Source organism: Pantoea phytobeneficialis, from assembly GCF_009728735.1.
Classification (GTDB): domain Bacteria; phylum Pseudomonadota; class Gammaproteobacteria; order Enterobacterales; family Enterobacteriaceae; genus Pantoea; species Pantoea phytobeneficialis.
Genome location: NZ_CP024636.1, coordinates 3,243,984 through 3,269,553, shown reverse-complemented (window position 1 = coordinate 3,269,553; position 25,570 = coordinate 3,243,984). Strand labels below are relative to the sequence as shown.

Below are 25,570 nucleotides of genomic sequence, written 5' to 3'. Positions count from 1 at the left end.
TTGAAAATGTGAGGGCAGTATAGCCTGAACCTTCGGCGGCTAACAGAGCTGATCCTGCGTTTCACGCCCTTTCATGGCATAATGCGCGCCCGTTTCAGAAAAAAGTTTTTTCCGATGTCCTTCACCCTGCGCCCCTATCAACAAGAGGCGGTTAATGCGACCATCGCGCACTTCCGCCAGCATGCTTCGCCCGCCGTCATTGTGCTGCCTACCGGTGCGGGCAAAAGCCTGGTCATCGCCGAGCTGGCCCGACTGGCGCGTGGACGGGTGCTGGTGCTGGCACATGTCAAAGAACTGGTGGAGCAGAACCACAGCAAATATCAGGCATACGGCCTGGAGGCTGACATCTTCGCCGCCGGTCTGCAACGCAAACAAAGTGAACGCAAAGTGGTGTTTGGCAGCGTACAGTCGGTGGCGCGCAACCTTGACCGCTTCGATAGCGCCTTTTCACTGGTGATCGTCGATGAATGTCACCGCATCAGTGACCAGAGTGAAAGCCAGTATCAGCAACTCTTCAACCATCTGCGCCAACATAACCCACAACTCCGTCTGCTGGGGTTGACGGCCACGCCTTTCCGCCTCGGTAAGGGTTGGATCTATCAGTTTCATTATCACGGCATGGTGCGCGGCGATAACCATGCCTTGTTTCGCGACTGCATCTACGAATTACCGTTGCGTTATATGATCAAGCACGGTTTTCTGGTGCCACCTGAGCGGCTGGATATGCCGGTGGTGCAATATGATTTCAGTCGCCTGATTCCGCAAAACAATGGCCTGTTCAGCGAAGCCGATCTGAATCGCGAGCTGAAACAACAACAACGCGTCACGCCGCATATCATTCAGCAGATCGTGGAATTTGCCGAGGATCGACGCGGGGTGATGATTTTTGCCGCCACCGTCGAACATGCGCGGGAAGTGCTGACGTTATTGCCAGAGGATAGCGCGCTGGTTTCGGCAGAAACCGCCGTGAAAGAGCGCGATCGGCTGATTAACGCCTTTAAAGCACAGCAACTGAAATATCTGGTCAATGTTGCGGTGCTGACCACCGGATTTGATGCCCCCCATGTCGATCTGATCGCCATCCTGCGTCCGACCGAATCAGTCAGCCTGTATCAACAGATTGTCGGGCGCGGCCTGCGGCTTGCCCCCGGCAAAACCGATTGCCTGATCCTCGATTACGCTGGCAACCCGCATGATCTTTTTACGCCAGAAGTCGGTGCGCCTAAAGGTGCCAGTGACAACCAACCCGTGCAGGTGTTTTGTCCGGCCTGCGGCTTCGCCAACACCTTCTGGGGCAAAGCCACCGCCGATGGCCATGTGATTGAGCATTTTGGTCGCCGCTGCCAGGGAGTACTGGAAGATGACGACGGCGCACGCGAACAATGTGATTACCGTTTCCGCTTTAAAAGCTGCCCGGATTGTGGTGCGGAAAACGATATAGCTGCGCGCCGCTGTCACCAGTGTGACAAGGTGCTGGTCGATCCCGACGATATGTTGAAAGCGGCGCTGAAGCTGAAAGATGCCCGGGTATTACGCTGTGGCGGTATGACGCTGACGCAAGGACGAGACGAGAAAGGTGAATGGTTAAAGGCCACCTACTACGATGAAGATGGGCTGGATGTAAGTGAGCGCTTCCGTCTGCATACGCCCGCACAGCGCAAAGCCTTTGAGCAACTGTTTATGCGCCCGCATCAGCGCGCGCCTGGCGTACCGCTGGGATGGCAGACCGCCGCTGATGTGGTGGCGTTGCAGCCGTTATTGCGCCACCCTGATTTTGTCGTCGCGCGCGCGAAAGGCCATTTCTGGCAGGTTCGCGAAAAGGTGTTTGATTATCAGGGGCGTTATCGCCGCGCCAATGAGCTGCGATAAGCCACGGAATCATTTGCCCGGCGCCGGGATAGCGGCTATAATGCCGCCCGCTTTTGCATCCGCAAGAGCGTTTGAATAATCGTCCTGTTGCTGGGTCGCCTGTAGCAGGAATCAACGAAGAGACATTAAGATGTTCACTATCAACGCAGAAGCACGTAAAGAGCAGGGTAAGGGTGCGAGCCGCCGCCTGCGCCACGCTAACAAGTTCCCGGCCATCGTTTATGGCGGAACTGAAGCACCGGTTTCTATCGAACTGGATCACGATGCAATCATGAACATGCAGGCTAAAGAAGGTTTTTACTCTGAAGTTCTGACCATCGTTGTTGACGGTAAAGAAACCAAGGTTAAAGTTCAGGCTGTACAGCGTCACCCGTTCAAGCCGAAACTGCACCACATCGACTTCGTTCGCGCTTAATCGCCTGACGAGTTGAAGAAAAAACGCCGCATTTGCGGCGTTTTTTTATGGGCGAAAATCAGTTGCCGCCAGTGCGACGTTGTAACTGATCGCGCAGATTCGGCGGTGTCCCTTTAATCGTCAGCGTATCGGTCGCCGGATCCCAGAAAATACGTTCGCCCAGCAGCATGGCATCGAAATTCAGGGTTAAGCCACCGCCGCTGCCAGCAAACTTAGTCAGCTGACGCAACGTGCTACGGTCAGCCGGAAAATGCTCTTCCAGTTCGTAGCCCTGTTCCTGGGTAAATGCCTGGAACGTCTTCTCGCCCAGTGGCGGCAGTTCGCTGGATAGATCTTCCAGCGCAATCTCCTCACCGGCCTGGAGCTGATCGTTGCAGTAGCTGTAGACCTGCTGACGATAATTCTGGCGCTCGTTTTTATCCAGATTCGATTCCGCGCAATAATCATCAACCGCCTGCAACAAGCCACGGTTCTGCGCTTTGGTATCGAGGCCCACGCTGGCACCGAGAAAATCCATAAAGAAGTCAGCGACTTTACGCCCTACCCGCCCGCGTAAAAACGTCAAATAACGGGTGGACTCCGGGTTGGTTTCCCATTCGGTGAGATCAATGCGCGCCACAATATCCGCATGATTGATATCAAGATAATGGGTGCTGCTGATGTCCAGTTGCTCGTTAACACGCATGCTGGACTGGCTGTTAAGCACCGCCACCAGCAAATATTCCACCGCCAGATAACGATAATGGATAAACAGAACGATACCGCCTTCAGCAAACGTATATTTGCTCAGTTCATCGCGCAGACGACCGGTCGCCGCCCGACTGAAGGCCAGAAAGTCATCTTCTCCTTTGCGGCAGTTACGCAGCGCAGCGGCCAGTTCGCTCTCTTCATCGAATAACCCATAGGCTTTGTTTTTCGCGCTATAAACCCGGTGTAACTCTTCTGCCATCTCTTCCACCGCTTTGGTGGCAGGCAGCAGGGTATCGCGCAGCACCAGCTCCAGCTGGTTTTCATCACGTTTGACTAACTGATGCAGGGCGATCTGGTCGATATCCAGACTCATGATAGACTCTCCTTTAAGCTCAGGCGCGTATTCAAACACCGCCCGCCGCGGCTTTCAACTCCATGCACAACACGAACATTTCGCTTTCGATAAAATTGCGGAAAAAATCGCGTTGTTACGGTAATATACCGCCTTTTGATACTTGATTAGTCGACGATATGCCACAATCATCCCGTTACAGTGACGAACGCGTGGAGAAACTCCTCGCGCAACTGGCGCAGGTTCTTGAAAAAGACAAAGCGCCAACCGACCTTTCCCTGATGGTGCTGGGAAATATGGTAACCAATTTGATCAACACCAGTGTATCTCCGGCGCAGCGCCGTAGCCTGGCGCGATCTTTTGCCGATGCATTGCAGGCGTCGGTTCGCGATGACAACGCCCATTAATTTGCAGATTTGACCTTATAATATGGTAACCAACCGGCAGCGCTACCGTGAAAAAGTCTCCCAGATGATCAGCTGGGGGCATTGGTTTGCCCTGTTTAATATTATCTTCGCGTTAATTTTAGGCAGCCGCTACCTGTTGGTTTCCGACTGGCCTGCCTCGCTGGCTGGTCGTATCTATGCCTACAGCAGCTGGATTGGCCACTTTAGCTTCCTGGTGTTTGCTGGCTATCTGCTGATAATTTTCCCCCTCACCTTCGTGGTGATGTCGCAACGGCTGCTGAGATTCCTGTCGGCCATTATCGCGACGGCGGGCCTGACGCTGATTATGGTCGACAGCGCGGTGTTCAATCGCTTCCATCTCCACCTCAATCCGGTGGTGTGGGAACTGGTGATTAACCCCGACCAGAGTGAGATGGCGCGTGACTGGCAGCTGATGTTTATCGGTGTGCCGATCATATTCCTGGTGGAGATGCTGTTCGCCACCTGGAGCTGGCAGAAACTGCGCAGCCTCAATCGACGCTCATTCGGCAAGCCGCTGGCGGCGTTGTTTATCTCAGCGTTCTTCGCCAGCCATCTACTGTATATCTGGGCCGATGCCAATTTCTATCGCCCCATCACCATGCAGCGCGCGAACCTGCCACTTTCTTATCCAATGACCGCAAGACGTTTCCTTGAACGCCACGGCCTGTTGGATGCACAGGAATATCAGCGTCGTCTGGTGCAACAAGGTGATCCCGAAGCCCTCTCGGTTCAATATCCGCTGAGCGACATTACTTTCCGCGATGGCGGTACACGGCATAACTTGTTGGTGCTGACGGTAAACGGCCTTAACAACGCTACGGTAGAGAAAGCCCTGCCGTCGCTCACTCAGTTTGCCAGCGACAATGTGCGTTTCACGCAGCACTTCAGCGCGGGCAACCAGGCTGAAAAAGGCCTGTTTGGCCTGTTCTACGGCATCTCATCCAGCTATATGGATGGCGTGTTGGCGGCGCGTATGCCTTCCGCGTTACTCAGCGCCCTGAATAGCCAGGGTTATCAGTTCGGTCTGTTCTCGTCCGATGGCTTTAATCAGCCGTTGTATCGCCAGGCATTGCTGGCCGATTACTCGCTGCCAACGATGGAGAGTCAGACCAATAGCGCTACGGTTACCCAATGGCAAAACTGGCTGAATGGGCAGAAAGACAATAATGCCCCGTGGTTCTCCTGGATCGCGTTGAACGGCATTACCGTGAATGGCGACAGTGTTAAAGCGCGCCAGCGCAGCTATCTGCGTCAGGCTGCTGGCGTTGACAGCCAAATCGCCGTTGTGCTGCAAACTTTGCAGGAGCGCGATTTGTTGAAAAATACCGTTGTGGTGATTACCGCCCAGCATGCGATTGCGCTGGATGGTGATGATGACAATCCAGGTAACCGTGCGACGCTTCAGGTACCGCTGGTGGTGCACTGGCCTAATACGCCTGCACAAACTATCGATCGCCTGACCGATCAGCAGGATGTGATGGCAACATTGATGCAGCGTCTGTTGCATGTGCGTACCAATCCGGTGAACTACTCTCAGGGTGAAGATCTTTTTGCCGCGCAACGCAACCATAATTGGGTGGCGAGCAGTGAAGATGGCAGACTGGTAGTCACTACCCCTGAAACAACCCTGGTGCTGAACAACAACGGCAGCTATTACGCTTATGATGCGCAGGGAAAAGTCCTCAGGGACCATAAACCTGAACTGGCATTGCTGTTGCAGGTGCTGACGGAACAGAAGCGTTTCATCGCAAACTGATTAATTATGAGGCAGTTAAATCCCGTGCATCTTGCAATCGTGCGCGGAAACGTTACTATATGCCTCCACGTTCGGCACGTAGCGCAGCCTGGTAGCGCACTGTCATGGGGTGTCAGGGGTCGGAGGTTCAAATCCTCTCGTGCCGACCAAAATTCCCAATAAAAAAGCAGCCTTTATGGCTGCTTTTTTATTTTCCGCATGCAGCAATCACAGCAGACGGTTGCCATCCTTATCAATCACTTTTTCGCCATCTTCTTTGCTGAACGCCCCCTGCTGTGGGTCAGGAAGAATATCAAGCACCACTTCTGAGGGGCGACATAACCGCGTCCCTAACGGTGTCACCACTATCGGACGGTTAATCAGGATGGGATAAGACAGCATGGCATCAAGCAACTGATCATCGCTAAAGTGCTCATCAGCCAAACCGAGTTGCTGATAAGGCTCGACATTCTTGCGTAATAAGGCCCGCACGCTGATCCCCATCGCATGGATCAGTTCCTTTAACTCTTCACGTTGCGGCGGTGTTTCCAGATAGTGGATGACAACAGGTTCAACCCCACTGTTGCGAATTAATGCCAACGTGTTACGTGAAGTCCCGCAAGCAGGATTATGATAGATGGTGATGTCAGTCATGTTCATTCTCAAATCATTGGGTAAAGGCCAGGCGCAAAGCTAGCGCACTCAGAGTTACCAGCAGCACTGGCAGTGTCATCACAACACCCACCCGGAAGTAGTAACCCCAGCTAATCTTGATGTTTTTCTGATCGAGTACATGCAGCCAAAGTAACGTAGCGAGACTTCCAATGGGTGTGATCTTCGGCCCCAAATCGCAGCCAATTACGTTGGCATAAATCATGGCTTCTTTGATGACACCTTCCGCCGTGCTGGCATCAATTGAGAGCGCACCGATCAAAACAACAGGCATATTGTTCATCACAGATGAAAGTATCGCCGTAATTAAACCAGTGCTAAAGGTGGCACTCCATACCCCCCCGTTTGCAAAGGTATTCAACAGCAAGGTGAGATACTGGGTGAGGCCCGCATTTTTCAGACCGTAGACGACCAAATACATCCCCAGTGAGAAAATGACGATCTGCCAGGGTGCGCCTCGCAGAACTTTCCCTGTGTTAATAGCATGACCGCGTTTAGCCACCGCAAATAGCGTTAGCGCACCAACCGCCGCTATTGCACTGACAGGAATACCGAGCGGCTCAAGGAGGAAGAAACCAACCAACAGCAGAACCAACACCAGCCAGCCCATTTTAAATGTCGCAGGGTCTTTGATGGCTTCAGCCGGGGACTTTAGCAGGGAAAGATCGTAGTGTCTGGGAATCTCCTTGCGGAAGAAAAGATGCAGTACGATCAGCGTGGCAATGATGGCAGCAAGATCAACCGGCACCATGATTGACGCATAATCACTAAATCCCAGTTGGAAAAAATCGGCAGAAACGATGTTAACCAGATTGGACACTATCAGCGGCAAACTGGCGGTATCCGCGATAAAGCCTGCCGCCATAACGAAAGCCAGTGTCGTTCCTTTGCTGAACCCCAATGCCAGTAGCATCGCGATAACAATAGGTGTCAAAATCAGCGCCGCACCATCATTAGCGAATAATGCAGCAACCGCAGCACCTAACAGGACGATATACGTAAACAGCAACCGCCCTCGCCCGTTACCCCATTTGGCGACATGCAAGGCACACCATTCGAAAAAACCCGATTCGTCCAACAACAGGCTGATGATTATTACTGCGATAAACGCAGTCGTTGCGTTCCAGACGATATGCCAGACAACCGGAATGTCATGTAACTGGATGACCCCGGTCATCAACGCCAGAACTGCGCCTATCGACGCGGTCCAGCCGATGCTAAGTCCGCGGGGTTGCCAGATGACAAAAATGATGGTGAGAACAAATATTGCGCCTGCCAGTAACATTAAAATCCCCTGCCCTGAAAATACATATGCTTTTATGAATATGTTTTAACGGCCGCACACATTTGCCTTGGCACTTTTGAATGATTCACGTAATTCATCACGCTGACTGCTCCAGGCAGTATCTATTATCGACGCCGCCCAGGCTGGCATATGAGGCGATAAACGGTAGTGAATCCATTTACCCTCACGACGATCCAACACCAAACCAGCATCTCGCAATAACGCAATATGGCGTGAAATCTTCGGCTGGGATTGACTTGTAAAGGCACACAGGTCGCACACACAGAGTTCTCCAGCCTCACGCAACAGCAAGATGATTGTTGTGCGTGTCTCATCAGCAAGGAGTTTGAAAAGTTGAACTGGCTGCATCAGTGCATGTTTCCTGATAATCATTGAACACATATGTTAAATCATATATGTTCAATGTAAAGGCAGATTTTATTCACTGGGGGAACATTACATATCGTTATTTCCAGCCTTTGATGCTGAACACTTTGTTCGATCCACTGCCTGCGGAGATTCAAATCCTCTCGTGCCGACCAAAATTCCCAATAAAAAAGCAGCCATAAGGCTGCTTTTTTATTTTCTGCTATCCCTCATTCACCCAGATTCGCATCTCGCCTTCCCCTCGATTCGCCCAGCTAAACCAGGGAATAAAGGTCAATGTTTGTGTCTGACGGGTGGCAGGAGAGCGATCATAATGCCATAGCGCTTGTTCTTCCGGCGAACTCGCACTGTGTGTGCTGCCTTCAGCCTGGATCAACACCTTGTGCGCAAACAGCCCTTTACCTTCAAAAGTGCGGAAGGTCGCCGTTTGTGGTAACCACAGGTTATGCAGTTCCTCACCGTTATCGGCCTGTTCAAGACAATAGACCAGCGGCCCGCGCTGGATCGCCACTTTGCCCGCCACATGACGTACCAGCGGATTGCCATAGACGCGACGTACCGGCATCGGCAACGTCAGGATTAAGGTATCGCCCTCCTTCCAGCAGCGGCTAATATGCAGATAGCCTTTCCGGGACTGACCTTCCACTGCCGTACCATTCAGCATCACCTGTGGCGCATCGCACCAGTCCGGCAAGCGTAATGCCAGCGTGTGCTGAATGGGTTGCGGGGAATCAATGGTGATGGTCACCTGCTCCTGCCACGGGAAATTGCCACCGATGCGCAAGCGCAACTTATCCTCACCCACCGGCACTTCAAGGCTATTGCCAACATAGAGATTGATATACAACGCATCTTCGCGTGGCGTATAGATGTAATGACCGAGTGAAGTCAGCACGCGAGCAATATTGGGTGGACAACAGGCACAACCGAACCAGCGCTGGCGCACCGGTTTTACGTGGTCATAGATATGGTTTGCGCTGAGGGTTTTCGGATGGACTTCCAGCGGATTGACGTAGAAGAAGTGTTTACCATCCAGCGCCATCCCCCCCAGCACGGTGTTATATAACGCCCGCTCCATCACATCGGCATATTGGCTGTCGGCCTCCATCTCCACCATGCGACGGGCAAACATCATCAGGCCAATCGACGCGCAGCTTTCGGCATAGACGCTGTCGTTCGGCAAATCGTAATCACTGCTGAAAGCTTCGCCACTGCTTTGCGAACCGATACCGCCGGTGATATATAACTGGCGCTGGGCCATGTTATGCCACAGCCGCAGGCAGTCCTGACGTTTCGCCTCATCCTGGTTGAGTCTGGCCAGGTGCGCCACCCCGGTCATCAGATAGACAAAGCGCACTGCGTGGCCAATCGCCGTGTGTTGTTCGGCAATCGGTTGATGCGCCTGACTGTAGGCTTTGTCTTTTACCATCCATGCGGGGCCATAGGTATTCCAGTAAGAGGTCTTGCCACGCTTTTCGTACTCGCTATCGTAAAAATGCGGCTGCGTGCCACGCTGCTCAACGAAGTAGTTCACCAGCGTCAAATAACGCGGCTCCCGGGTCACTTCATGCAGACGCATCAACGCCAGCTCGATTTCCGGATGTCCCGGATAGCCGTGCAACTGGGTATCACCCGGCCCGAACACGCTGTCGATATGGTCGGCAAGTTTACACACCACTTCCAGCAGTCGGCGCTTGCCGGTGGCCTGAAAGAAAGCGACACCAGCCTCGATCATGTGTCCGGCACAGTACAGCTCATGACACTCCGCGAGGTTAGTCCAGCGTTCGTTGGGCGCTTTGACAGTGAAGTAAGTGTTAAGATAGCCATCGTCACACTGGGCGGCCGCCACCAGTTCAATCACCTCATCAGCGGTTTTCTCCAGTTCTGCATCTGGCCGCTGGCACAGCGACCAGGCAACCGCCTCCAGCCACTTCGCCACGTCGCTGTCCTGAAACACCATGCCGTAGAATTCCCCCTGCTGTAACCCGGCAGCGATACGGAAATTTTCAATCGCATGGCTGGGATCGGCTTCAGCAATCCGGTCGTTCAGTGCCTCCCATTGATAGGGGATCACGACATCACGCACCAGTTGTTGATACTGACCGAGGAACGGATCGTTAATTTTGAGCTGATGCAGATCGACTTCCATTACAGACATAACGTTCTCCTTAAGACTGGACATGGCGAACACGCAGATCGCTGGCAATGCGCGCCATCATGGGATTTTTGAGTTTGCAGGCGAGAATGGTGAACGCCAGCAGCAGGTGGAAAAAGGCAGGCAACAAGGTTTCCATGCTGGTGATGCCGTGCAGAGATACCGCCGTCTGGTTAGCTGCACCTGGTTGATAGGCGACGAAAATAAACACCAGACTGATGATGCCGGCACTGGAGGCCCAGGCCAACTTGATGAAAAACAGGTTAAAGGCGAAGTTCATCCCCGAAGAACGTACGCCGGTTTTCCACTCGCCGTAATCATCGGCAAAGGCCATCAGTGAAAAATGCAGCGGCAGCGTGAAACCAAGGATAATCCCATTGCCAAGGATCACCACCAGCCAGAGGGTTTGCCACGCCGGGCCGGTGGGCAAGAGCCACATTAATACCGCCAGCGCAGCCAGCACGATGTTGGTCCAATAATACAGCCTGACGGTATCCACGCGTTTTGACAGCGGGCTGACCAGCACCGAGCCAAGAATCGAAGCAAAAGTCACCATGGTAAAAAACAGCGAGGTGTAAGCGGTACTGCCCTGCAACACGTAGGTGATGAAGTACATGTAGCCGCCCCCCCGAATGTTGAACACATTGATCAGCAGGAACGACATCAGCAGCATCAGCAGCAGTTGGTCATTTTTGCGCAGCCCTGCCAGATGTTCCCGCAGGGTAAATTTCCCCATACTGTCCAGCGAGACACGCTCACGCACCCAGAAAAAGCAGCACAGAAACATCACTACCGCCACGCTACACAGGATACCGACACCGAGCTGATATCCCTGCGCCGCATTGCCTTTGCCCAGGGTCGATACCAGCCACGGCAGCCCCACCGATACCAAAAAGCCCGCCACGCCGCACAGCACAAAACGCCATGACTGGCAGGCAATCACTTCGCTGTGGCGGCTGGTCATGGTGTTGATCAATGCGCAGTAAGGCACGTTAATCGCGGTGTAGCTGACGGAGAGCAGCAGATAAGTACCAAACGCCCAGATGATCTTCATATTCATACTGACGTCAGGGACGGTAAAGGTCAGTACGCCGATAATGCCAATCGGTACCGCGATCCACAGCTGCCACGGACGGAAACGTCCCCAGCGACTTTGAGTACGGTCTGCCACAATGCCCATAATCGGGTCGGATACGGCATCAAACACGCGCAGCGCGATAAACAGCGTCCCGACCAGCGCAGGTGTCAGGCCAAACACATCGGTATAGAAAAATGTCAGGAAATTCATGATCAGGCAGGTGATCACCGTGCCACCGGCATCACCCAGCCCGTAACCGATTTTCTCACGCAGAGAGAGCGAATCACTCGCTGCCTGCTGCGTCAATTCGGTGTGGGTAATCGGGGTAGAAGTCATTGCAAACTCCTCATCAGGGTCAGAGTCCATTACCCGCATCAGGGCGGGCTTATTTTCAGGTACGGATTTATTCTGCCCGGAATATGCCGTGCAACAAGGGAAGGGAAAAGTATAAAAAAGGGGTAATTCCGACCTGATTAACAAAGTGTGAACTGGATCGAGCGAATGAAGATTTTATGATTAATAATCAATAAGAAATCGTATTTCACATGACATAAAATGCGGAAAATTGAATATCAATGCTCGAATTATCCATAGCATTTCCGATTCAGGTGCAAAATGGCGGGTTGTTCATTTCGCGTGGGGTAGGAAGCCATCCGGCACGGATTCTGACCTCGTGGGAAGTCATCTTTGTTGAACGAGGACAACTGCAAATCCGCGAAGACGATCGCCTGTTCACTGTGCAGGCTGGAGAGAGTTTGCTGCTGCGACCCGGCCATCGTCATGTGGGTGAAGGAACATTTCCTGCCGACCTCAAATTCTACTGGTTGCATTTTGACTGGCTGAAAGCCACATCGGCAGCCGGGTTACATGCGACACTGCTGAACATCCCGCAGCACACACGCGTCAGCGATCCCCAATACGTCATTTCGCTGTTTCGTCAGTTTCTCAGCGAGCAGGAAAACATTCATCGCAGCATCGCGCTGGAGTGTATTTTGTTGCTGATCCTGCAACAAATTGCCGCGCCCGGCCCGCAGGAAAGCACCAATGACAGTCCCGGCCTGGCATTGGCGTGGAAAGCCAATCAGATCATCCGCACGCAATTCCACCTGCCGCTTTCCACATCATCACTGGCAAAAGAGTTGCACTGCAACGCGGATTATCTTGGGCGTGTCTATCGCCGCACCTTTCGCCTGACGCTGACGGAGGCCCTCCACCGCCAGCGCGTTCTGATGGCGGAAAAGTTGCTGATCAATAATTCGCTGTCGTTAACTGAGGTGGGACGACAGTGCGGATTCAACGACACCAGCTACTTTCGTCAGATTTTTCGTAAACATACCGGGCTGACCCCAGCAAGCTGGAAACGCCGCTACTGCAAGGAGCACATTAACTCCTGAGCGCAAAATAGCGTTGTGGCGTCATGCCCAGCACCTTGCTGAACATGGCAATCAATGCGCTGCCGTTGCAATACCCCTGCTGTTGAGCGATCTCTTCCACCGACACTCCCTGGGATAACTGGTTGATGGAGGTCATGATGGTTAACTGCTGCCGCCACTGCGCAAATGTCAGGCCCGTATGCTGGCGAAACAAACGGGCAATGGTGCGTGACGTCGTGCCGGCACGCAGGCTCAGGGTTGCCAGCGTTTGGTGGTTACCGGGGTGCATGGTCAGCATTCCGGTGAGCGCCAGCAATCTCGGCTCGGTCACCACCGGCAGACACCCCACCGTAGCCGCAGGGGCCTGGCTTAATTCATTGCATAGCAGCGGCAGAATCAGTGCATTGCGCGCCGGGTGCTGCGCACTGAGTTCGTTGACCAACTGATGCACCAGGGGCGTCACCCGCAGCGGGCACAGTGCTTCGATACATTTCTTCTCACCGGTTTCAGACAGGTAGAGATTATGGGTTTGCGTCCCCGCCTGAGCATGGGTTTGATGTGGCAGCCCCGAAGGGATCCATAGTCCACGCCAGGGGGGCAACGTCCAGCTTGCCTGCGCGGTGTGAATGGTGATGGCACCACGACTGCACCAGGTCAACTGTACCGTTGCGTGGGAGTGCCAGGCCTGCGCCTGCTCACGGGCATAAAAATAGGAAACCGCGGTAGGTACCGAGGTTGCACTCAGCATCTCAGGCTTCAGTTGCGGAATCTGACCTTTCATCACCCCTCTCGCCGGATACCTGAAAAACGCGTAACGATTTGTCGTTTGCGACAACCTTTGTCGCATTTTCAGGGTTAGTTATAAAGACACAGATTAGCAGACATCCGCCATCTTTTAATAAGAAATAAAATCATTATCATTCGCCTTCTCCTGGTCATGATTCCCCGTTACGCTGCCCTTTCCTTATCGTAACGCGAGTCAAAAAAGCCTTATCCAGTATGCACTTTTTAATGGTGAGCATTTCTTTAACTTATTCAAAGATAGGGAAAATTGATGTGCAAAATGACAGGCATGAGCAAAGCGCCTTTCGCACTCAGCATGATGGCGTTAATGCTAATCGCATGCAGAAGCAGTGCCGCCGATCAGCAAATGGTGGTCACCGCCAACGCGCAGAATAACCCGCTACAGCACATGGATGGCAGTGGCGTCGTCGCCACCAGCACCACCAGTGCCACCAAAACCGCCACCCCGAAGATTGAGGTGCCGCAATCAGTATCCAGCGTGACGCGTAAGCAGATGGATTTGCAGGCCGCACAAACCGCCGCAGAAGCGCTGCGTTATACCTCCGGCGTGGTTTCAGAGATTCGAGGTGCATCCAGCAGTGGCGCCGGGTATATGTTCAGTCGCGGTTTCTATCTGGAGCAGTTCCTTGACGGTGCACGCATGCCGAGCGACAGCAGCTTCGGCTATGCCATCGCCAATTATGACACCTATGGTTTTAGCAACATTGAAGTGCTGCACGGCCCAGCCTCGGTGCTGTACGGCCAGGTGAATCCGGGCGGGGTGGTCAATCTGACCAGCAAAAAACCCACCGAGACGCCAGTACACGAGGTGTTTGTCACCGCAGGCAACCATGACCATCTGCAAACCGGCTTTGACGTTGGCGGTAAGGCCAACGATGACGGCACCCTGCTCTATCGCCTGACGGCCAGCGCCACCGACAGCAAAACCCAGGTGGATGACACCCGCCAGAAGCATGTGTATGTCGCGCCAGCCATCACCTGGAAGCCGAATGACGATACTTCACTGACGCTGCTGGCGAAGTATCAACGTGATCCGGATGTGGGTTACTACAACTTTGTCCCGGCAGTTGGCAGCGTGTACAGCGGCCCGCATGGGAAAATCTCACCGCAGACCAACCTTGGCGATGCCAATTTTGATCACCATTCACGCACCCAGTTCTCGGTTGGCTACGAATTCTGGCATCGTCTGAACGACAGCCTGATGATGCGGCAAAATGTGCATTACAGCGACGTGAAAGATAACCTCGAGAATGTCTTCACCAACGGTTACGCCAGCGGCTCTGACCGGGTATTAAATCGCTACGCCTTCTTTAACCACGAGCAGGCGAAAACACTGTCCGTTGATAATCAGTTAGAAGCGGAGTTCAATACTGGCGCGCTGTCGCACCAACTGCTGTCAGGCGTCGATTTCCAACGCGTGCTGTATCGCGAAACCGTCGGTTTAGGTGCCGCGTCAACCATTGATGCCTTCGCCCCGCAATACAGCGACATCACCATGCCAGCCACCAGTTCGGACGACCATATTCGCCAGAAACAACTGGGCGTATATACCCAGGATCAGATGCGCTTGGGCAACTGGAGCTACCTGCTGGGTATCCGCGAGGATTGGGCTCATGCGGATGATGTCAATCCGGTGACTGACTCTTCCACCGAACAATCCGCCCGTGCCTTTACCTGGCGTACCGGGTTGGTATATCAGTTTGATAATGGCATCGCGCCCTATGCCAGCTTTGCCAAATCCTTTATCCCGCAGGTGGGTACCCTGTATGGCGGCGGTATGGCACAACCGACCACCGCTAATCAATATGAAGTGGGGGTGAAATATCAGCCAACTGGCTTCAATGGCTTTATCACTACCTCATGGTTTGATTTGACCGAGAAGAACGTACTGACCAGCGATCCTGTGCACTCAGGCTACGATACTCAGGCAGGTAAAGTCCGGTCAAAAGGGGTTGAAGTTGAGGCTCACGCCAACCTGACGACAAACCTGACGCTGATCTCCGCCTATACCTGGCTGAATGCCGTCACCATCGACTCCAACGACAGCGCCACCACGCTGGACGGTGGTACAACCTCGATGCAAGGCAAACGTCTGTGGGGAATGCCGCGCAATACCGCCTCAGCCTGGCTGGATTACACCTTCCATCAAGGCGCATTGCAGGGCTTTGGTATCAATGCCGGGGTGCGTTATATCGGGGCCAGTAAAGATACCTCCAACACCATTCGTGTAGCCTCTGCGACGGTGATGGATGCCGGTATCCACTACGACACCGGTGAGCACTGGCTGTTCAGCCTGAATGCCAGCAACCTGCTGGACCGTCACTATGTTGCCTCTTGCTACAGCGCCTCGACCTGCACCTATGCCGCAGGTGCTGACGTGCTGGCAACGGCGCGCTACCGCTGGTAATGAGATGAGAAGACGCACTTTTCTGCAAACGATCACCTTGCTCCCGCTAGCGGGTATGGCGTGTCGGGTTGGTGCGTCTTCTCTGCCCGCTCCCCGTTTAGTGGTACTCGACTGGGGACTGGTGGAAACGCTGCTGGCCATCGGGGTGGTCCCGGTTGGCGTCGCCGAGATCGCGGGTTACCACGACAATGTGGTGACCCCGGTAATCCCGGCACAGGTTCCCGATGTTGGATTGCGCCTGGCACCCAATCTGGAGTGGCTACAACAACTGGCACCGGACTATATCCTGATCAACTCCAGCCAGGAGTCACAGCGCGCAATGCTGGAGCGTATCGCACCGGTACGCGCCTTTGCCATTTACAGCGACAGTGGCACTCCGTATCAACACGCCATTACGGCAACCCATCAACTGGGTGAACTGTGTCAGCAACAGGTTGCGGCGGCACGGTTAATCGCTGAGGCGGCAAACGCGTTGCAGCCAGTGACCCAGTCGCGACAACCAGATATCCCCCTGTTCCTGATCCGCTTTTTCGATGTGCGCCATATCGGTATCTATGGTCAGCACAGCCTGTTTCAGGATGTGCTGGATGCTTTAGGGCTTACTAACGGCTGGCACCAGACGACCGATTACTGGGGGATTAGCGTCACCGGGCTGGATAGTCTGGCAGTGAGGGATGATGCGCGGATCCTTTATTTTACCCCGTTACCCACCAATATGACGCACGGCCTGACAGACAATGCGCTATGGCAGGCTTTGCCTGCGGTACAGGCCGGCCATAGCGCAGCATTACCGGCGTTTTGGGGCTTTGGCATGCTGCCTTCTGCGATTCGTTTTGCCCAACAGTTATCCGCGGTGCTGGCAGCATGAAGCGCGGGTCAGCTATCGCGTTATTGTTGGCTGTGCTACTGAGCCTGCACAACCTGACACAATTGTTACCCGCAGCGCAGTGGCGCGCGTTGCTCCCCTGGACGGCGAACCCTGATATTCACCGGTTGTTGGTATTGCAGAGCTGGCTGCCTCGTCTGGCAATCAGCCTGTTATGCGGTGCCGCGCTGGGGCTGGCAGGCTTACTGTTTCAGCAAACGCTGCGCAATCCACTGGCTGAGCCAATGACACTTGGCGTTGCTGACGGGGCACAACTTGCCCTGTCATTGACCACCGTATTTCTCCCGCACTGGCTGGCAGCCAGTTCCTGGATCACCCTCGCCGGTGCGCTTATCGCTGCCGTGCTGGTACTGACGCTTGCGGCCTCGCGTGGGCTGGAGCCCTCCAGGGTCGCCATTGCCGGGTTGGTGGTGAGTTTATTCTGTGGCTCGTTAATCACGGTGCTGCAATTGTTATACGCCCCGTATTTGCACAGTTTATTTATCTGGGGAGCCGGCTCACTGGTGCAGCAGGGCTGGGGCAATGTCCGTTTGCTCGGTGGACAATTGTTGGTCGGCTGGCTGCTGGCGCTGATGTTATGTCGTCCGTTGCAACTGCTGGGGTTGGGAGACATGCACGCCAGCAGTCTCGGCTTGCCCAGTCGCTATGTGCGGCTGGGAGGATTTTCGCTGGCAGTCCTGCTGACCGCCGCAGTAGTCAGTGCCGTGGGAGTGATTGGCTTTGTCGGGTTGGCTGCGCCGGCTCTGGCACAGTTACTCGGTGCCCGCCGTCTGGCACAGCGATTACTGCTGGCCCCGTTATGTGGCGCGCTATTACTGTGGGCCACCGATCAGGCAGTGCAACCGTTCGCCAACGCATTGGGGGAACTGGTGCCAACCGGTGCTGCGACCGCGCTGTTTGGCGCACCGCTAATCCTCTGGTTGCTGCTCAGAATGCGCACCCCGTCAGTACCGTTCAGCTCGGTTAATGCTGCCGTTGAGGGGGCACAGGTTGCGGATGGTCGATTGTATCTGCTTAGCCTCACTCTGTTTCTGTTACTGGTGCTGACTCTCCTGCTCTCGCTGGTTTTTGGCCGCGCGCCCAACGGCTGGAGCATGGCGTCACTGTCCCCGCTGTCGCCACTGCTGCCCTGGCGCTGGCCACGCTCCCTGGCGGCTTGTGCCGCGGGGATGATGCTGGCTGCGGCAGGCGTGCTGCTACAACGCTTTAGTGGTAATCGGCTGGCCAGCCCGGAGATGATGGGGGTCAGTGCCGGGGCGGCGTTGGGAATGCTGGCATTAACCCTGGTGACCGGAGAGGTGTCGCACAGTTTGCGTTTTGCCGTTACCAGCGCCGGGGCACTGCTGGCGCTACTGATGATTTTGTCTTTCTCGCGTCGTCACCATTTCGCAGCCGATCGCGTGCTGTTGGTCGGCGTCGCCATCAGCGCGCTGTTCCAGGCCCTGGTGGCAACCATCATCGCCTCCGGAGACGAACGTGCCGTGACATTGTTGAGTTGGCTCTCTGGTTCAACCTATACCATCATGCCTGGCGATGCCGTAACCGCGCTACTGCTGGCGTTGACGCTCAGCGTGCTGACGGGGTTGTTCCGTCGCTGGATGATGATTCTGCCGCTCGGCCCCACCTGTGCCAGTGCGGTGGGAATCGCGCTGGCGCAAACACGTCTGCTCACGCTGGGTTTGATCGCCATGTTGACAGCAGGGGCTACGCTTACCGTCGGTCCGATATCCTTTATTGGTCTGACCGCCCCGCATATTGCCCGCCTGCTGGGTGCCCGTCGCCCCGGCCAGCAGTTACTGCTGGCCATTCCCTGTGGCGCACTGATGATGGTGGTGGCCGACTGGATCGGGCGCAACCTGCTGGCACCACAGGAACTTCCGGCAGGGCTGGTTGCTACCTTGCTCGGTGCCCCCTACATGATGTGGCTATTCACCCGCCGCGAGAGTCGCTCATAACGACGGGCGTTGCGCCAGCCACTCGTCGCGCGTGATTTCCCAATTGCCCGCCAGCATTTCTCCACCGACAAAGGCTTTGCTGAAGGTTTCAATCAGTCGCATCCCGCTGCGTTCTGAGATCCGTCGTGACGCCTGGTTATCCATCGCTTTTGGCACGCGTAAACGGGGTTGTTGCAGGGTCTGAAACCAGAAATCCGTTATCAGAGTACAGGCTTCACTCATCAATCCTTGCCCCTGCCACTCCGGTACCAGCCAGAAACCACGGTTATCTTCATCGCCTGCGCGTAACGAGATCAGGCCGATTAGCCGATCCGGATCCGAGCGATGACGCAAGCTCCAGTGCCATGCCTGTCCCGCGACCATAGCCGGTAACGCGACCTGATCAACGAAAAAACGGGCGCCGTCCGACGGATAGGGCCAGGGCACCGCATTGGTTAAATGACGCACAATTTCCCAGCGCGGAAAAACCTGTTGTATCTGGATAGCATCGTCGCTTTGTAAGGGTTCAAGTAGCAAACGCGGGGTAGTAAGCCGGGGTACTGTCATCTCAACCTCCTGTTGGGGAACTGATTAAGCTTTATCAGAAAAAAATCAGTTTTAACAATGTTTTTATCCAAAACATCAGTCAGTTACCGTAAGCAATCAATATGGACCAGGATCACACTTTTGGCAGATTGTGACAGCAATTCATCTGATTGAAACAAAACTGTCACAGACATCCCCTACCTTATAGCTTCCTGTTTTTCGATGGAAAACCGATATGGTCATCAAAGCAAAAAACCTGCAGGACGCTGAAGAACTCCTGCACTCCGGTATCAGCAAAGTCGAACTGGCTTACGATATCGGTAGCGACGATTTCTTCCGCCTGGCGTCTCGCTGGTGCGATCGCGGAGCGCGCATCAGCAAAGGCCATCAGCATTTTGTGGTATCGATCAAGAGTTTTGCCATTCCCCCCAATGACTAAAGACGGTGAGCGCTGAGCTTGCCCTCTCTCCGGCTGACTGATTAAATAGCTTTTTCCGTCAGCCGTGATTCTCTATGTTTACCTTCTCCTCACCGCTTGCCCTCCCAGACTCACCTTTTTTCACTGCTGCCGGTTTAACGTCTGGATCTCTGCTGCTGGCCGGGTGTCAATTCGAGCAACAGCACTGGCAGGCCGATCTGCATCAGCGCTGGCAACTCCCCCTACCCGCTGCGCTGGCAAACGCTGTGGTCAAACGTAAGTCGGAACACCTCGCCAGCCGCTGGCTGGCGCGTGAAGTGTTGCTGCAATTGGGCGTGGAGGGCTTCGTGCTGCGTAATGCGGCGGATCGTTCCCCCTGCTGGCCTGCTGGCATTCAGGCTTCGCTATCGCACAGCCATAATCAGGTGGTGATGGCGGCCACGCGAGAGCCGCTGTGTGTCGGGGTGGATGTGGAACAGGTGATGAGCAACGATACTGCCCGGGAAACGGCAGAAATGCTGATGAACACCCAGGAACGCCAGTTGCTGGAACAACTGGCGCTTCCTTTTGCCCAGGGGGCGACGCTGCTGTTTTCCCTGAAAGAGAGTCTTTACAAAGCGCTGTGGCCGCAGTTACATCAGCCAATGGATTTCTTGCAGGCCGCATTGTGCGCGGCCGATCTGACCACCGGTAGCGCCGTACTGCGCTTAACCGCCGATTTTGGTAATGGATTTAATCAGGACGTTGCTTTGCAGGCGCGTTTTTGTTGTGAAGCTCAACGCATTATCACGCTGGTGACTCACCCGCTTGCCGGGCAATAAAAAACCGGCTCAGAACCCTCCAGAGCCGGTAACAACACAAGACGACAGAAAATGTTCCAGGGGGGCAGAAACCGAAGTCTCTGCTGGTGGTTAACTTAGCGCGCTCCGCCTCCGCTGCCCAATAACCCTTTCCGCTAAGCTTTGCCAGTTGGCGTTAATGGCCGGTATCGGTACGTTTTACCGCATCGAGCGTCGCCATTTCACGTTCTCTGCCGGTCAATTCACTCAGTTTGCCATCACGCATTTCCAGCAGGCGGTCAGCATGGATAAAGTAGTGATCGTCATGGCTGATGGCGAACACCGTCTTGCCCGACTCCTGTAACCACGGCAGCAATTCACGATAGAAGATACGACGGAAGTGCGGGTCCTGATCGGCTGCCCATTCATCAAGCAGCAGGATGTCACGCTCCTCGGCCGCGGCCAACAGCAGCGCCAGACGCTTACTCTGCCCTTTCGACAGTTGCAGGTTCAACACCTTGTTGCCTGCCAGCTTCAATTTATCCTGCATTTTCAGGCGTTCCAGCCACTGCTGCACCAATGCCGGATTGGCGGGCTTGCCTGCCCGGTTGATCAGGCGATCAAACAGATGCACATCTGTGAATACCGCGGAGAAGTGCTGGCGATACGCCTCCAGGTTATGCCAGTCAACCACCTTACCATCCAGCAACAGCGCGCCAGATTGCGGCTGGTACAGGCCGGTGAGCAGCATTGCCAGCGTCGATTTACCACTGCCGTTACCCCCAATCAGAAACACCAGCTCGCCTCGTCGTAAAGTCAGGTTAATCGGCCCCACTTCGAAGCCATGTTCGCCATAATGGAAGCGCACATCGCGCAGTTCCAGCGTTTGCCAGTCACCAATCGCAGGCAAGTTTTTAAATTCCGCCTCATAGGGGGCGAGGTCAAAGGTATGGAGTTTGCGGAACGCCACCTGCGCGCTGAGCAAGGTCGGCAACGCCCCCACTGCCGCCAGCAGCGGCGTGCGCAGGAACAGCAACGTCAATGAATAGGTGGCGGCCACGGCGGTATTGGCCCAGCCAAGACCGTTAGCCATCCAGAACACGATGCCAATCGCGCCAAGCATCATAATGTTTGACCAGTTCACCGCGCTCAGGTGGAACGTATCGGCACGCACAATATGGTGGCGATAGCTGTTGGCATTTTCCTGATAGACGTTGTCGTAAATCAATTGCGCGCGTTGACGGTTCAGCTGTAGCTCTTTACGCCCTTCAATGATGGTCTGATAGTCGCGATACAGGTCATCCTCCACCTCACGTAACTTCGCCATATGCTGATATACGCGTGACACCAGCAGCCAGCCGCCAACCAGAGTCACCACCAACCACACTGACGTTACCAGCAGCATTTTGGGTGAGAGCCACGCCATATATAGCGCAGAACCGAGGGTAATAATGATGCCCTGAATCAGTTCAGGCAGGCGAACAAAGGCGATAGTAATCGCACGCACGTCACTGGTCAGCCCGGCCAACAGTTGTGCGTTGCCGATCTGTTCAAGACGCTCCACGCGGGTGTCGAGAATACGTTTGATAAACTCCCCACGCAGACGCCAGACAAACTGATGCCCGAGCAACGTTAACGAAAGCTGTGAGCCCAGCGTCACCGCCATCAGCAAAAACAGTTGCAGGAGGAATTCTGGCAATACACCAACCGAGGTATTCACTGCCGTGATCAGCTCGCTATTGATCCAGGCGATCATGCCGATGCCAAGCGCGGCGCTGAGTAAAGTAAGAAGGATGACGCCAATAAAAGGCCAGCGGAACTGGCGATAAACAACCTGAAGCAGAGCCATTAAAAGGTTCCAGCAAGTAAAAAAGCAGCTAGCAGTTTAATGGGGCGTCAAATGATAGCAAGAATAATTCTCAACCCACCCTAGCCTCTGCCAGGTCCGTAGTAGCGCGATAAATCGCGCCACTACGAATTAATGCGCACGGCGGAATGTGAGGTTGTAGCGGAAGGCGCCCGCCTGCGGATGAACGCCGGGCTTGAGCGGCAGGATGCCGTGATAACGCAGGCGCGACGGACCGCCCCACACCACGATATCGCCATGCTCCAGCAGTACGCGTTGCGTGGCATCGCCGCGCTCAAAACCACCGAACTGGAAAACGGCAGGCAACCCGAGCGACACGGACACGATCGGCTGTCGCAAATCCTTCTCATCTTTATCCTGATGCAACGTCAGTTTTGCCCCCGGTTCATAACGGTTGATCAGGCAAGCATCAGGATTGAAACCACTGAATCCCGCCTCCTGCGCCGTCTGTTGTGCCAGCTCGCGGAACAGGGAGGGCATCGGCGGCCATTTATGACCGCTATGGTTGTCCTGCTCGGTATATTGATAACCACGCGAGTCGCTTGACCAACCTAAATCACCGCAATTGGTCATCGCCACCGACATACGGTGTCCACCGGGGGTAATACGATGGGCAAACGGATTCTGCGCGGCGATAGCATATATTTCCGCCAGCAGCGCATCCGCCTGATCACGCGCGCGGCGACGCAGAATCACCGCCCCTTCTGCCAGCGGCTCCTGCCACGGCGCTTCTTCACTAAACAGATCCAGCATCTGCGCCTCCGTTATGGGTGGTCATCCACGGAAATCAGGAAGGATTTAAATTGGGGCGACATCCAGTGAGTAAAACCGTCGCCCTGTTTGGTGATCAGATACACCGCCAGGTGCTCCTTCAGCGCCAGCGCTTTCGCGCGTTCAGTGCCCAGCACCATCAAGCCGGTATCCCAGCCATCGGCCTCCAACGCAGTGGTGGCAATCACCGTTGCCGACACCAGTTTATGCTCAATCGGTCGACCGGTACTGGGATCGATAACATGAGAAATACGTTTACCATCCAGTTCATAATAGTTGCGATAACTGCCGGAGGTGCTGATACCGTGGCCTTGTAAATCGACCCGCGCCTCCACCGCATTTTCACGATCGGTGGGTTTCTGGATCGCCACCCGCCACGGCTGGTTTTGTGCATTGTGACCCCGACTCAGCACCGCGCCGCCTACCGATACCAGATAATCGGTGATCCCTTGCTGCTCCACCAGGCGCGCCAGATGATCGGTAGCGTAACCCTCGCCCATAGTGGACAGGTCAACATACAAACCCGGCAGATCTTTTTGCAGCCACTGGCCGTTAACCGCCTGAATCACACGCAGATGTTGCAAACCCGTGAGCGCCTTCGCTGCTGCGATTGCAGCGTCTGACGGGGTATGCGCCGGTTGCTTTGTCGGACCAAACCCCCACAAATTCACCAGTGGTCCGACGGTGATATCCATAGCACCTGCGGTTTTTTGTCCAATACGCAAGGCCTCCGTCACAATATCCGCCATATCGGCACTGACCGGCTGTGGATCTGTGCCCTGATACTGATTGAAGCGCGACAACACCGAATCCGCTTTCCAGGTGGAGAGTTCACCATCATCATGGTCAAGCTGCTGCTGTATCGCTTGCTGAAGTGCTGCTTTACGTTGTTCATCCACACCGGCAACACTGACACGCCATACGGTACCCATAGTTTTACCTTCCAGTACCAGGCTTGCCCGGCTGGCGCTTTGGTCGCAACCGCTTACCCCGACCACAACCAGACAGGTCAGCAGAATATTCTTAAAACGCATCTAATCCTCATCTGTAACGCTTTAATAATGTCTATTTCAAAGCATAACTCGCTTGTAAATCAGGCTAAAGTCGCTTGAAGTCGGTGACAGGCTACCGCAGGATAACCCGTTCCTGCACAACCGCGAAGACCGGAGCGTCAGATGATCTATGCAATCCTTGTCGTGGCCGCTGGCCTGTTTTTCTACAGCAGCCTGAAATGCTGGCAACACTATCGCCACCGTCATCTGCGCGGGCGTTAAATTTTTGCACCAGAAAGACCCGCGTTGCACCGCTTCAGCGCTGGCGCAGTGTAGCAAAGCCAGAATGGCGCGCGTGGCGCTGAGAGCGGTGCTGTGGCACGAATTCTGCATCGTTGACGCTGAGTTGAATATCAGCGAGGCAGTAAAATGGAAAAGGCAAAAACACCACAGGATAAATGGCAACAGTGGCTGAGCTTCTCAGCATTCACGCTGGCGGGAGTAGCACTGGAAGGCAGTCTGCCCCCGACTCAGCCTCAATTACAGCAGGCACCCAAAGCCAAAAAATGGCGTGCCATGCCATAAACGCCGCTACAACCCCAATTCACTCAGGCCCGGATGATGGTCCGGGCGTCGCCCCAATGGCCAGTGGAACAGACGCTGAGATTCAGCAATCGGCAAATCGTTGATGCAAGCGTAGCGCGTGATCATCAGTCCATCTGCGCCAAAGTGCCAGTTCTCATTGCCAAAGCTGCGGAACCAGTTGCCGCTATCATCACGCCATTCATAGGCAAACCGCACCGCCAGCCGGTCATGATGCCAGGCCCATAACTCTTTAATCAGTCGATACTCCAGCTCGTTAGCCCACTTGCGTTGTAAAAACGCCACCACTTCGGATCGGCCATTGACACATTCGCTGCGATTGCGCCAGCGCGTGTCTTCACTGTAAACCTGTGCGACTCGCTGCGCGTCGCGACTGTTCCAGGCATCCTCTGCCATGCGGACTTTTTGCATGGCGCTCTGTTCATTAAACGGGGGAATCAGCATCATCGTCTCCTTGTATGTAGACAGATCTGTCTACTTGATTCATCCTGCCGTATGTAGACAATTCTGTCTACCCCATTTTATCGGTGACATTATGCTCGCATCCCTGATCTTCGATCCGCAGGCCTCCGCCCGCGATCGCATTCTCAACACCGCCCAACGTCTGTTTTATCAGCAGGGCATCCGCGCCACTGGCATTGATAAGGTGATTGCTGAAGCAGGCGTTACCAAAGTGACTTTTTACCGCCACTTTCCAGCCAAAAACGCGCTGATTCTGGCGTTCCTGCAACAGCGCCATCAACGTTGGATGAGCGCTTTTAGCACAGCGCTGGCGCAGCAGTCAGAATTGGTGGACGCCCTGCCCGACACCCTGCTTAGTTGGTTTAATGAAGCGGATTTCCGTGGCTGTGCCTTTATCAACAGCGCAGCCGAATTAGGAGATAGCCTGCCAGAAGCCAATGTTCTGATTATTGGCCATAAAAGAGAGATGGCGGCAGCGATCGGGCAGAAACTTAGCGCTGAACAGCGTGATAAGATCGGTCAGATTGTGTTGCTGGTGGAAGGCGCGATTGTGCAGGTGCAACTGGGTGAAGCTGTACTGGATACGATCGGGATATTACGCGCGGCATTGAGTACACTGCTAAAAACCGGAGCGTGACCACGAGGCCACGCTCCACAACACT

Annotated in this window: 24 protein-coding genes and 1 tRNA gene; 13 read left to right on the top strand and 12 right to left on the bottom strand. The window is 54.5% G+C overall.

Annotation, left to right across the window (positions count from 1 at the left end; translation table 11 throughout):
- Positions 1–114: 114 nt before the first annotated feature.
- Complete coding sequence (gene radD, locus CTZ24_RS15165) at positions 115–1,869, top strand: DNA repair helicase RadD (protein WP_208723948.1); 1,755 nt, start codon at positions 115–117, stop codon at positions 1,867–1,869.
- Positions 1,870–1,999: 130 nt separating this feature from the next.
- Positions 2,000–2,284, top strand: a complete 285-nt coding sequence (gene rplY, locus CTZ24_RS15160) for a 50S ribosomal protein L25 (RefSeq protein ID WP_208723947.1) — start codon at positions 2,000–2,002, stop codon at positions 2,282–2,284.
- A gap of 58 nt (positions 2,285–2,342) precedes the next feature.
- Here rplY and yejK read toward each other — a convergent pair whose 3' ends face one another.
- Positions 2,343–3,347 (bottom strand): nucleoid-associated protein YejK, encoded by a 1,005-nt coding sequence (gene yejK / locus CTZ24_RS15155; protein ID WP_021185025.1) that lies wholly within the window; start codon positions 3,345–3,347, stop codon positions 2,343–2,345.
- A 158-nt stretch (positions 3,348–3,505) separates the two neighbouring features.
- Here yejK and CTZ24_RS15150 point away from each other — a divergent pair, with 158 nt between their 5' ends.
- The 3 genes from CTZ24_RS15150 to CTZ24_RS15140 all read left to right on the top strand — a co-directional run bounded on the left by CTZ24_RS15150 (position 3,506) and on the right by CTZ24_RS15140 (position 5,659).
- Entirely contained in the window at positions 3,506–3,733 is a 228-nt protein-coding gene (locus tag CTZ24_RS15150) for a YejL family protein (protein WP_021185026.1), read from the top strand.
- A 22-nt stretch (positions 3,734–3,755) separates the two neighbouring features.
- Positions 3,756–5,510, top strand: coding sequence for an LPS biosynthesis-modulating metalloenzyme YejM (yejM, locus tag CTZ24_RS15145; RefSeq protein ID WP_208723946.1), 1,755 nt, complete (start codon positions 3,756–3,758; stop codon positions 5,508–5,510).
- Positions 5,511–5,582: 72 nt separating this feature from the next.
- Positions 5,583–5,659, top strand: a tRNA-Pro gene (locus CTZ24_RS15140).
- Between the two features lie 58 nt (positions 5,660–5,717).
- Here the strand turns inward: CTZ24_RS15140 and arsC are convergent.
- From arsC to CTZ24_RS15115, 5 genes are all read right to left on the bottom strand, one after another.
- On the bottom strand, positions 5,718–6,143 hold the full coding sequence (arsC, locus tag CTZ24_RS15135; protein WP_208725568.1) for a glutaredoxin-dependent arsenate reductase: 426 nt from the start codon (positions 6,141–6,143) through the stop codon (positions 5,718–5,720).
- A gap of 13 nt (positions 6,144–6,156) precedes the next feature.
- Positions 6,157–7,446, bottom strand: coding sequence for an arsenic transporter (locus CTZ24_RS15130; protein WP_208723945.1), 1,290 nt, complete (start codon positions 7,444–7,446; stop codon positions 6,157–6,159).
- 45 nt (positions 7,447–7,491) lie between these two features.
- Positions 7,492–7,815: a metalloregulator ArsR/SmtB family transcription factor gene (locus CTZ24_RS15125; protein WP_437180257.1), complete on the bottom strand. Its 324-nt coding sequence runs from the start codon at positions 7,813–7,815 to the stop codon at positions 7,492–7,494.
- Positions 7,816–8,035: 220 nt separating this feature from the next.
- A complete protein-coding gene (locus tag CTZ24_RS15120) occupies positions 8,036–9,991 on the bottom strand; it encodes a glycoside hydrolase family 127 protein (protein WP_208723944.1) in 1,956 nt (651 codons plus the stop codon).
- Positions 9,992–10,001: 10 nt separating this feature from the next.
- Positions 10,002–11,402, bottom strand: a complete 1,401-nt coding sequence (locus CTZ24_RS15115) for an MFS transporter (RefSeq protein ID WP_208723943.1) — start codon at positions 11,400–11,402, stop codon at positions 10,002–10,004.
- A 239-nt stretch (positions 11,403–11,641) separates the two neighbouring features.
- Between CTZ24_RS15115 and CTZ24_RS15110 the strand changes: the two genes are divergently transcribed.
- On the top strand, positions 11,642–12,460 hold the full coding sequence (locus CTZ24_RS15110; protein WP_208723942.1) for a helix-turn-helix domain-containing protein: 819 nt from the start codon (positions 11,642–11,644) through the stop codon (positions 12,458–12,460).
- On the opposite strand, the gene CTZ24_RS15105 is transcribed toward CTZ24_RS15110, so the two are convergent.
- Complete coding sequence (locus CTZ24_RS15105; RefSeq protein WP_208723941.1) at positions 12,450–13,220, bottom strand: AraC family transcriptional regulator; 771 nt, start codon at positions 13,218–13,220, stop codon at positions 12,450–12,452. The genes CTZ24_RS15110 and CTZ24_RS15105 overlap by 11 nt on opposite strands.
- Before the next feature lie 273 nt (positions 13,221–13,493).
- Between CTZ24_RS15105 and CTZ24_RS15100 the strand changes: the two genes are divergently transcribed.
- The 3 genes from CTZ24_RS15100 to fhuB are packed head-to-tail and all read left to right on the top strand — an operon-like array spanning position 13,494 to position 18,491.
- Entirely contained in the window at positions 13,494–15,650 is a 2,157-nt protein-coding gene (locus tag CTZ24_RS15100) for a TonB-dependent siderophore receptor (RefSeq protein ID WP_208723940.1), read from the top strand.
- 4 nt (positions 15,651–15,654) lie between these two features.
- Positions 15,655–16,518 (top strand): ABC transporter substrate-binding protein, encoded by an 864-nt coding sequence (locus tag CTZ24_RS15095; RefSeq protein WP_208723939.1) that lies wholly within the window; start codon positions 15,655–15,657, stop codon positions 16,516–16,518.
- Positions 16,515–18,491: a Fe(3+)-hydroxamate ABC transporter permease FhuB gene (gene fhuB / locus CTZ24_RS15090; RefSeq protein ID WP_208723938.1), complete on the top strand. Its 1,977-nt coding sequence runs from the start codon at positions 16,515–16,517 to the stop codon at positions 18,489–18,491. The genes CTZ24_RS15095 and fhuB overlap by 4 nt, the downstream gene beginning before the upstream one ends.
- Here the strand turns inward: fhuB and CTZ24_RS15085 are convergent.
- Positions 18,486–19,037, bottom strand: coding sequence for a GNAT family N-acetyltransferase (locus CTZ24_RS15085; RefSeq protein ID WP_208723937.1), 552 nt, complete (start codon positions 19,035–19,037; stop codon positions 18,486–18,488). The two genes, fhuB and CTZ24_RS15085, sit on opposite strands and share 6 nt — an antisense overlap.
- Positions 19,038–19,251: 214 nt before the next feature.
- Between CTZ24_RS15085 and CTZ24_RS15080 the strand changes: the two genes are divergently transcribed.
- Both CTZ24_RS15080 and CTZ24_RS15075 read left to right on the top strand, forming a co-directional pair.
- Positions 19,252–19,455, top strand: a complete 204-nt coding sequence (locus CTZ24_RS15080) for a hypothetical protein (RefSeq protein ID WP_013509840.1) — start codon at positions 19,252–19,254, stop codon at positions 19,453–19,455.
- A 74-nt stretch (positions 19,456–19,529) separates the two neighbouring features.
- Positions 19,530–20,255: a 4'-phosphopantetheinyl transferase family protein gene (locus CTZ24_RS15075; protein WP_208723936.1), complete on the top strand. Its 726-nt coding sequence runs from the start codon at positions 19,530–19,532 to the stop codon at positions 20,253–20,255.
- A 154-nt stretch (positions 20,256–20,409) separates the two neighbouring features.
- On the opposite strand, the gene CTZ24_RS15070 is transcribed toward CTZ24_RS15075, so the two are convergent.
- The 3 genes from CTZ24_RS15070 to apbE form a co-directional block, all read right to left on the bottom strand.
- Entirely contained in the window at positions 20,410–22,062 is a 1,653-nt protein-coding gene (locus CTZ24_RS15070) for a multidrug ABC transporter permease/ATP-binding protein (protein ID WP_208723935.1), read from the bottom strand.
- A gap of 129 nt (positions 22,063–22,191) precedes the next feature.
- Positions 22,192–22,833 carry a DNA oxidative demethylase AlkB gene (alkB, locus tag CTZ24_RS15065; protein WP_021185040.1) on the bottom strand — a complete coding sequence of 214 codons (642 nt, stop codon included), beginning with the start codon at positions 22,831–22,833 and terminating at the stop codon, positions 22,192–22,194.
- Positions 22,834–22,844: 11 nt separating this feature from the next.
- Positions 22,845–23,885 (bottom strand): FAD:protein FMN transferase ApbE, encoded by a 1,041-nt coding sequence (gene apbE, locus CTZ24_RS15060; protein WP_208723934.1) that lies wholly within the window; start codon positions 23,883–23,885, stop codon positions 22,845–22,847.
- 387 nt (positions 23,886–24,272) lie between these two features.
- Here apbE and CTZ24_RS15050 point away from each other — a divergent pair, with 387 nt between their 5' ends.
- On the top strand, positions 24,273–24,428 hold the full coding sequence (locus CTZ24_RS15050; RefSeq protein WP_208723933.1) for a hypothetical protein: 156 nt from the start codon (positions 24,273–24,275) through the stop codon (positions 24,426–24,428).
- A 6-nt stretch (positions 24,429–24,434) separates the two neighbouring features.
- Here the strand turns inward: CTZ24_RS15050 and CTZ24_RS15045 are convergent, their stop codons facing one another.
- Complete coding sequence (locus CTZ24_RS15045; RefSeq protein ID WP_208725566.1) at positions 24,435–24,890, bottom strand: nuclear transport factor 2 family protein; 456 nt, start codon at positions 24,888–24,890, stop codon at positions 24,435–24,437.
- A gap of 91 nt (positions 24,891–24,981) precedes the next feature.
- Here CTZ24_RS15045 and CTZ24_RS15040 point away from each other — a divergent pair, with 91 nt between their 5' ends.
- Positions 24,982–25,545, top strand: coding sequence for a TetR/AcrR family transcriptional regulator (locus CTZ24_RS15040; protein ID WP_208723932.1), 564 nt, complete (start codon positions 24,982–24,984; stop codon positions 25,543–25,545).
- The last annotated feature ends 25 nt before the right edge of the window (positions 25,546–25,570 follow it).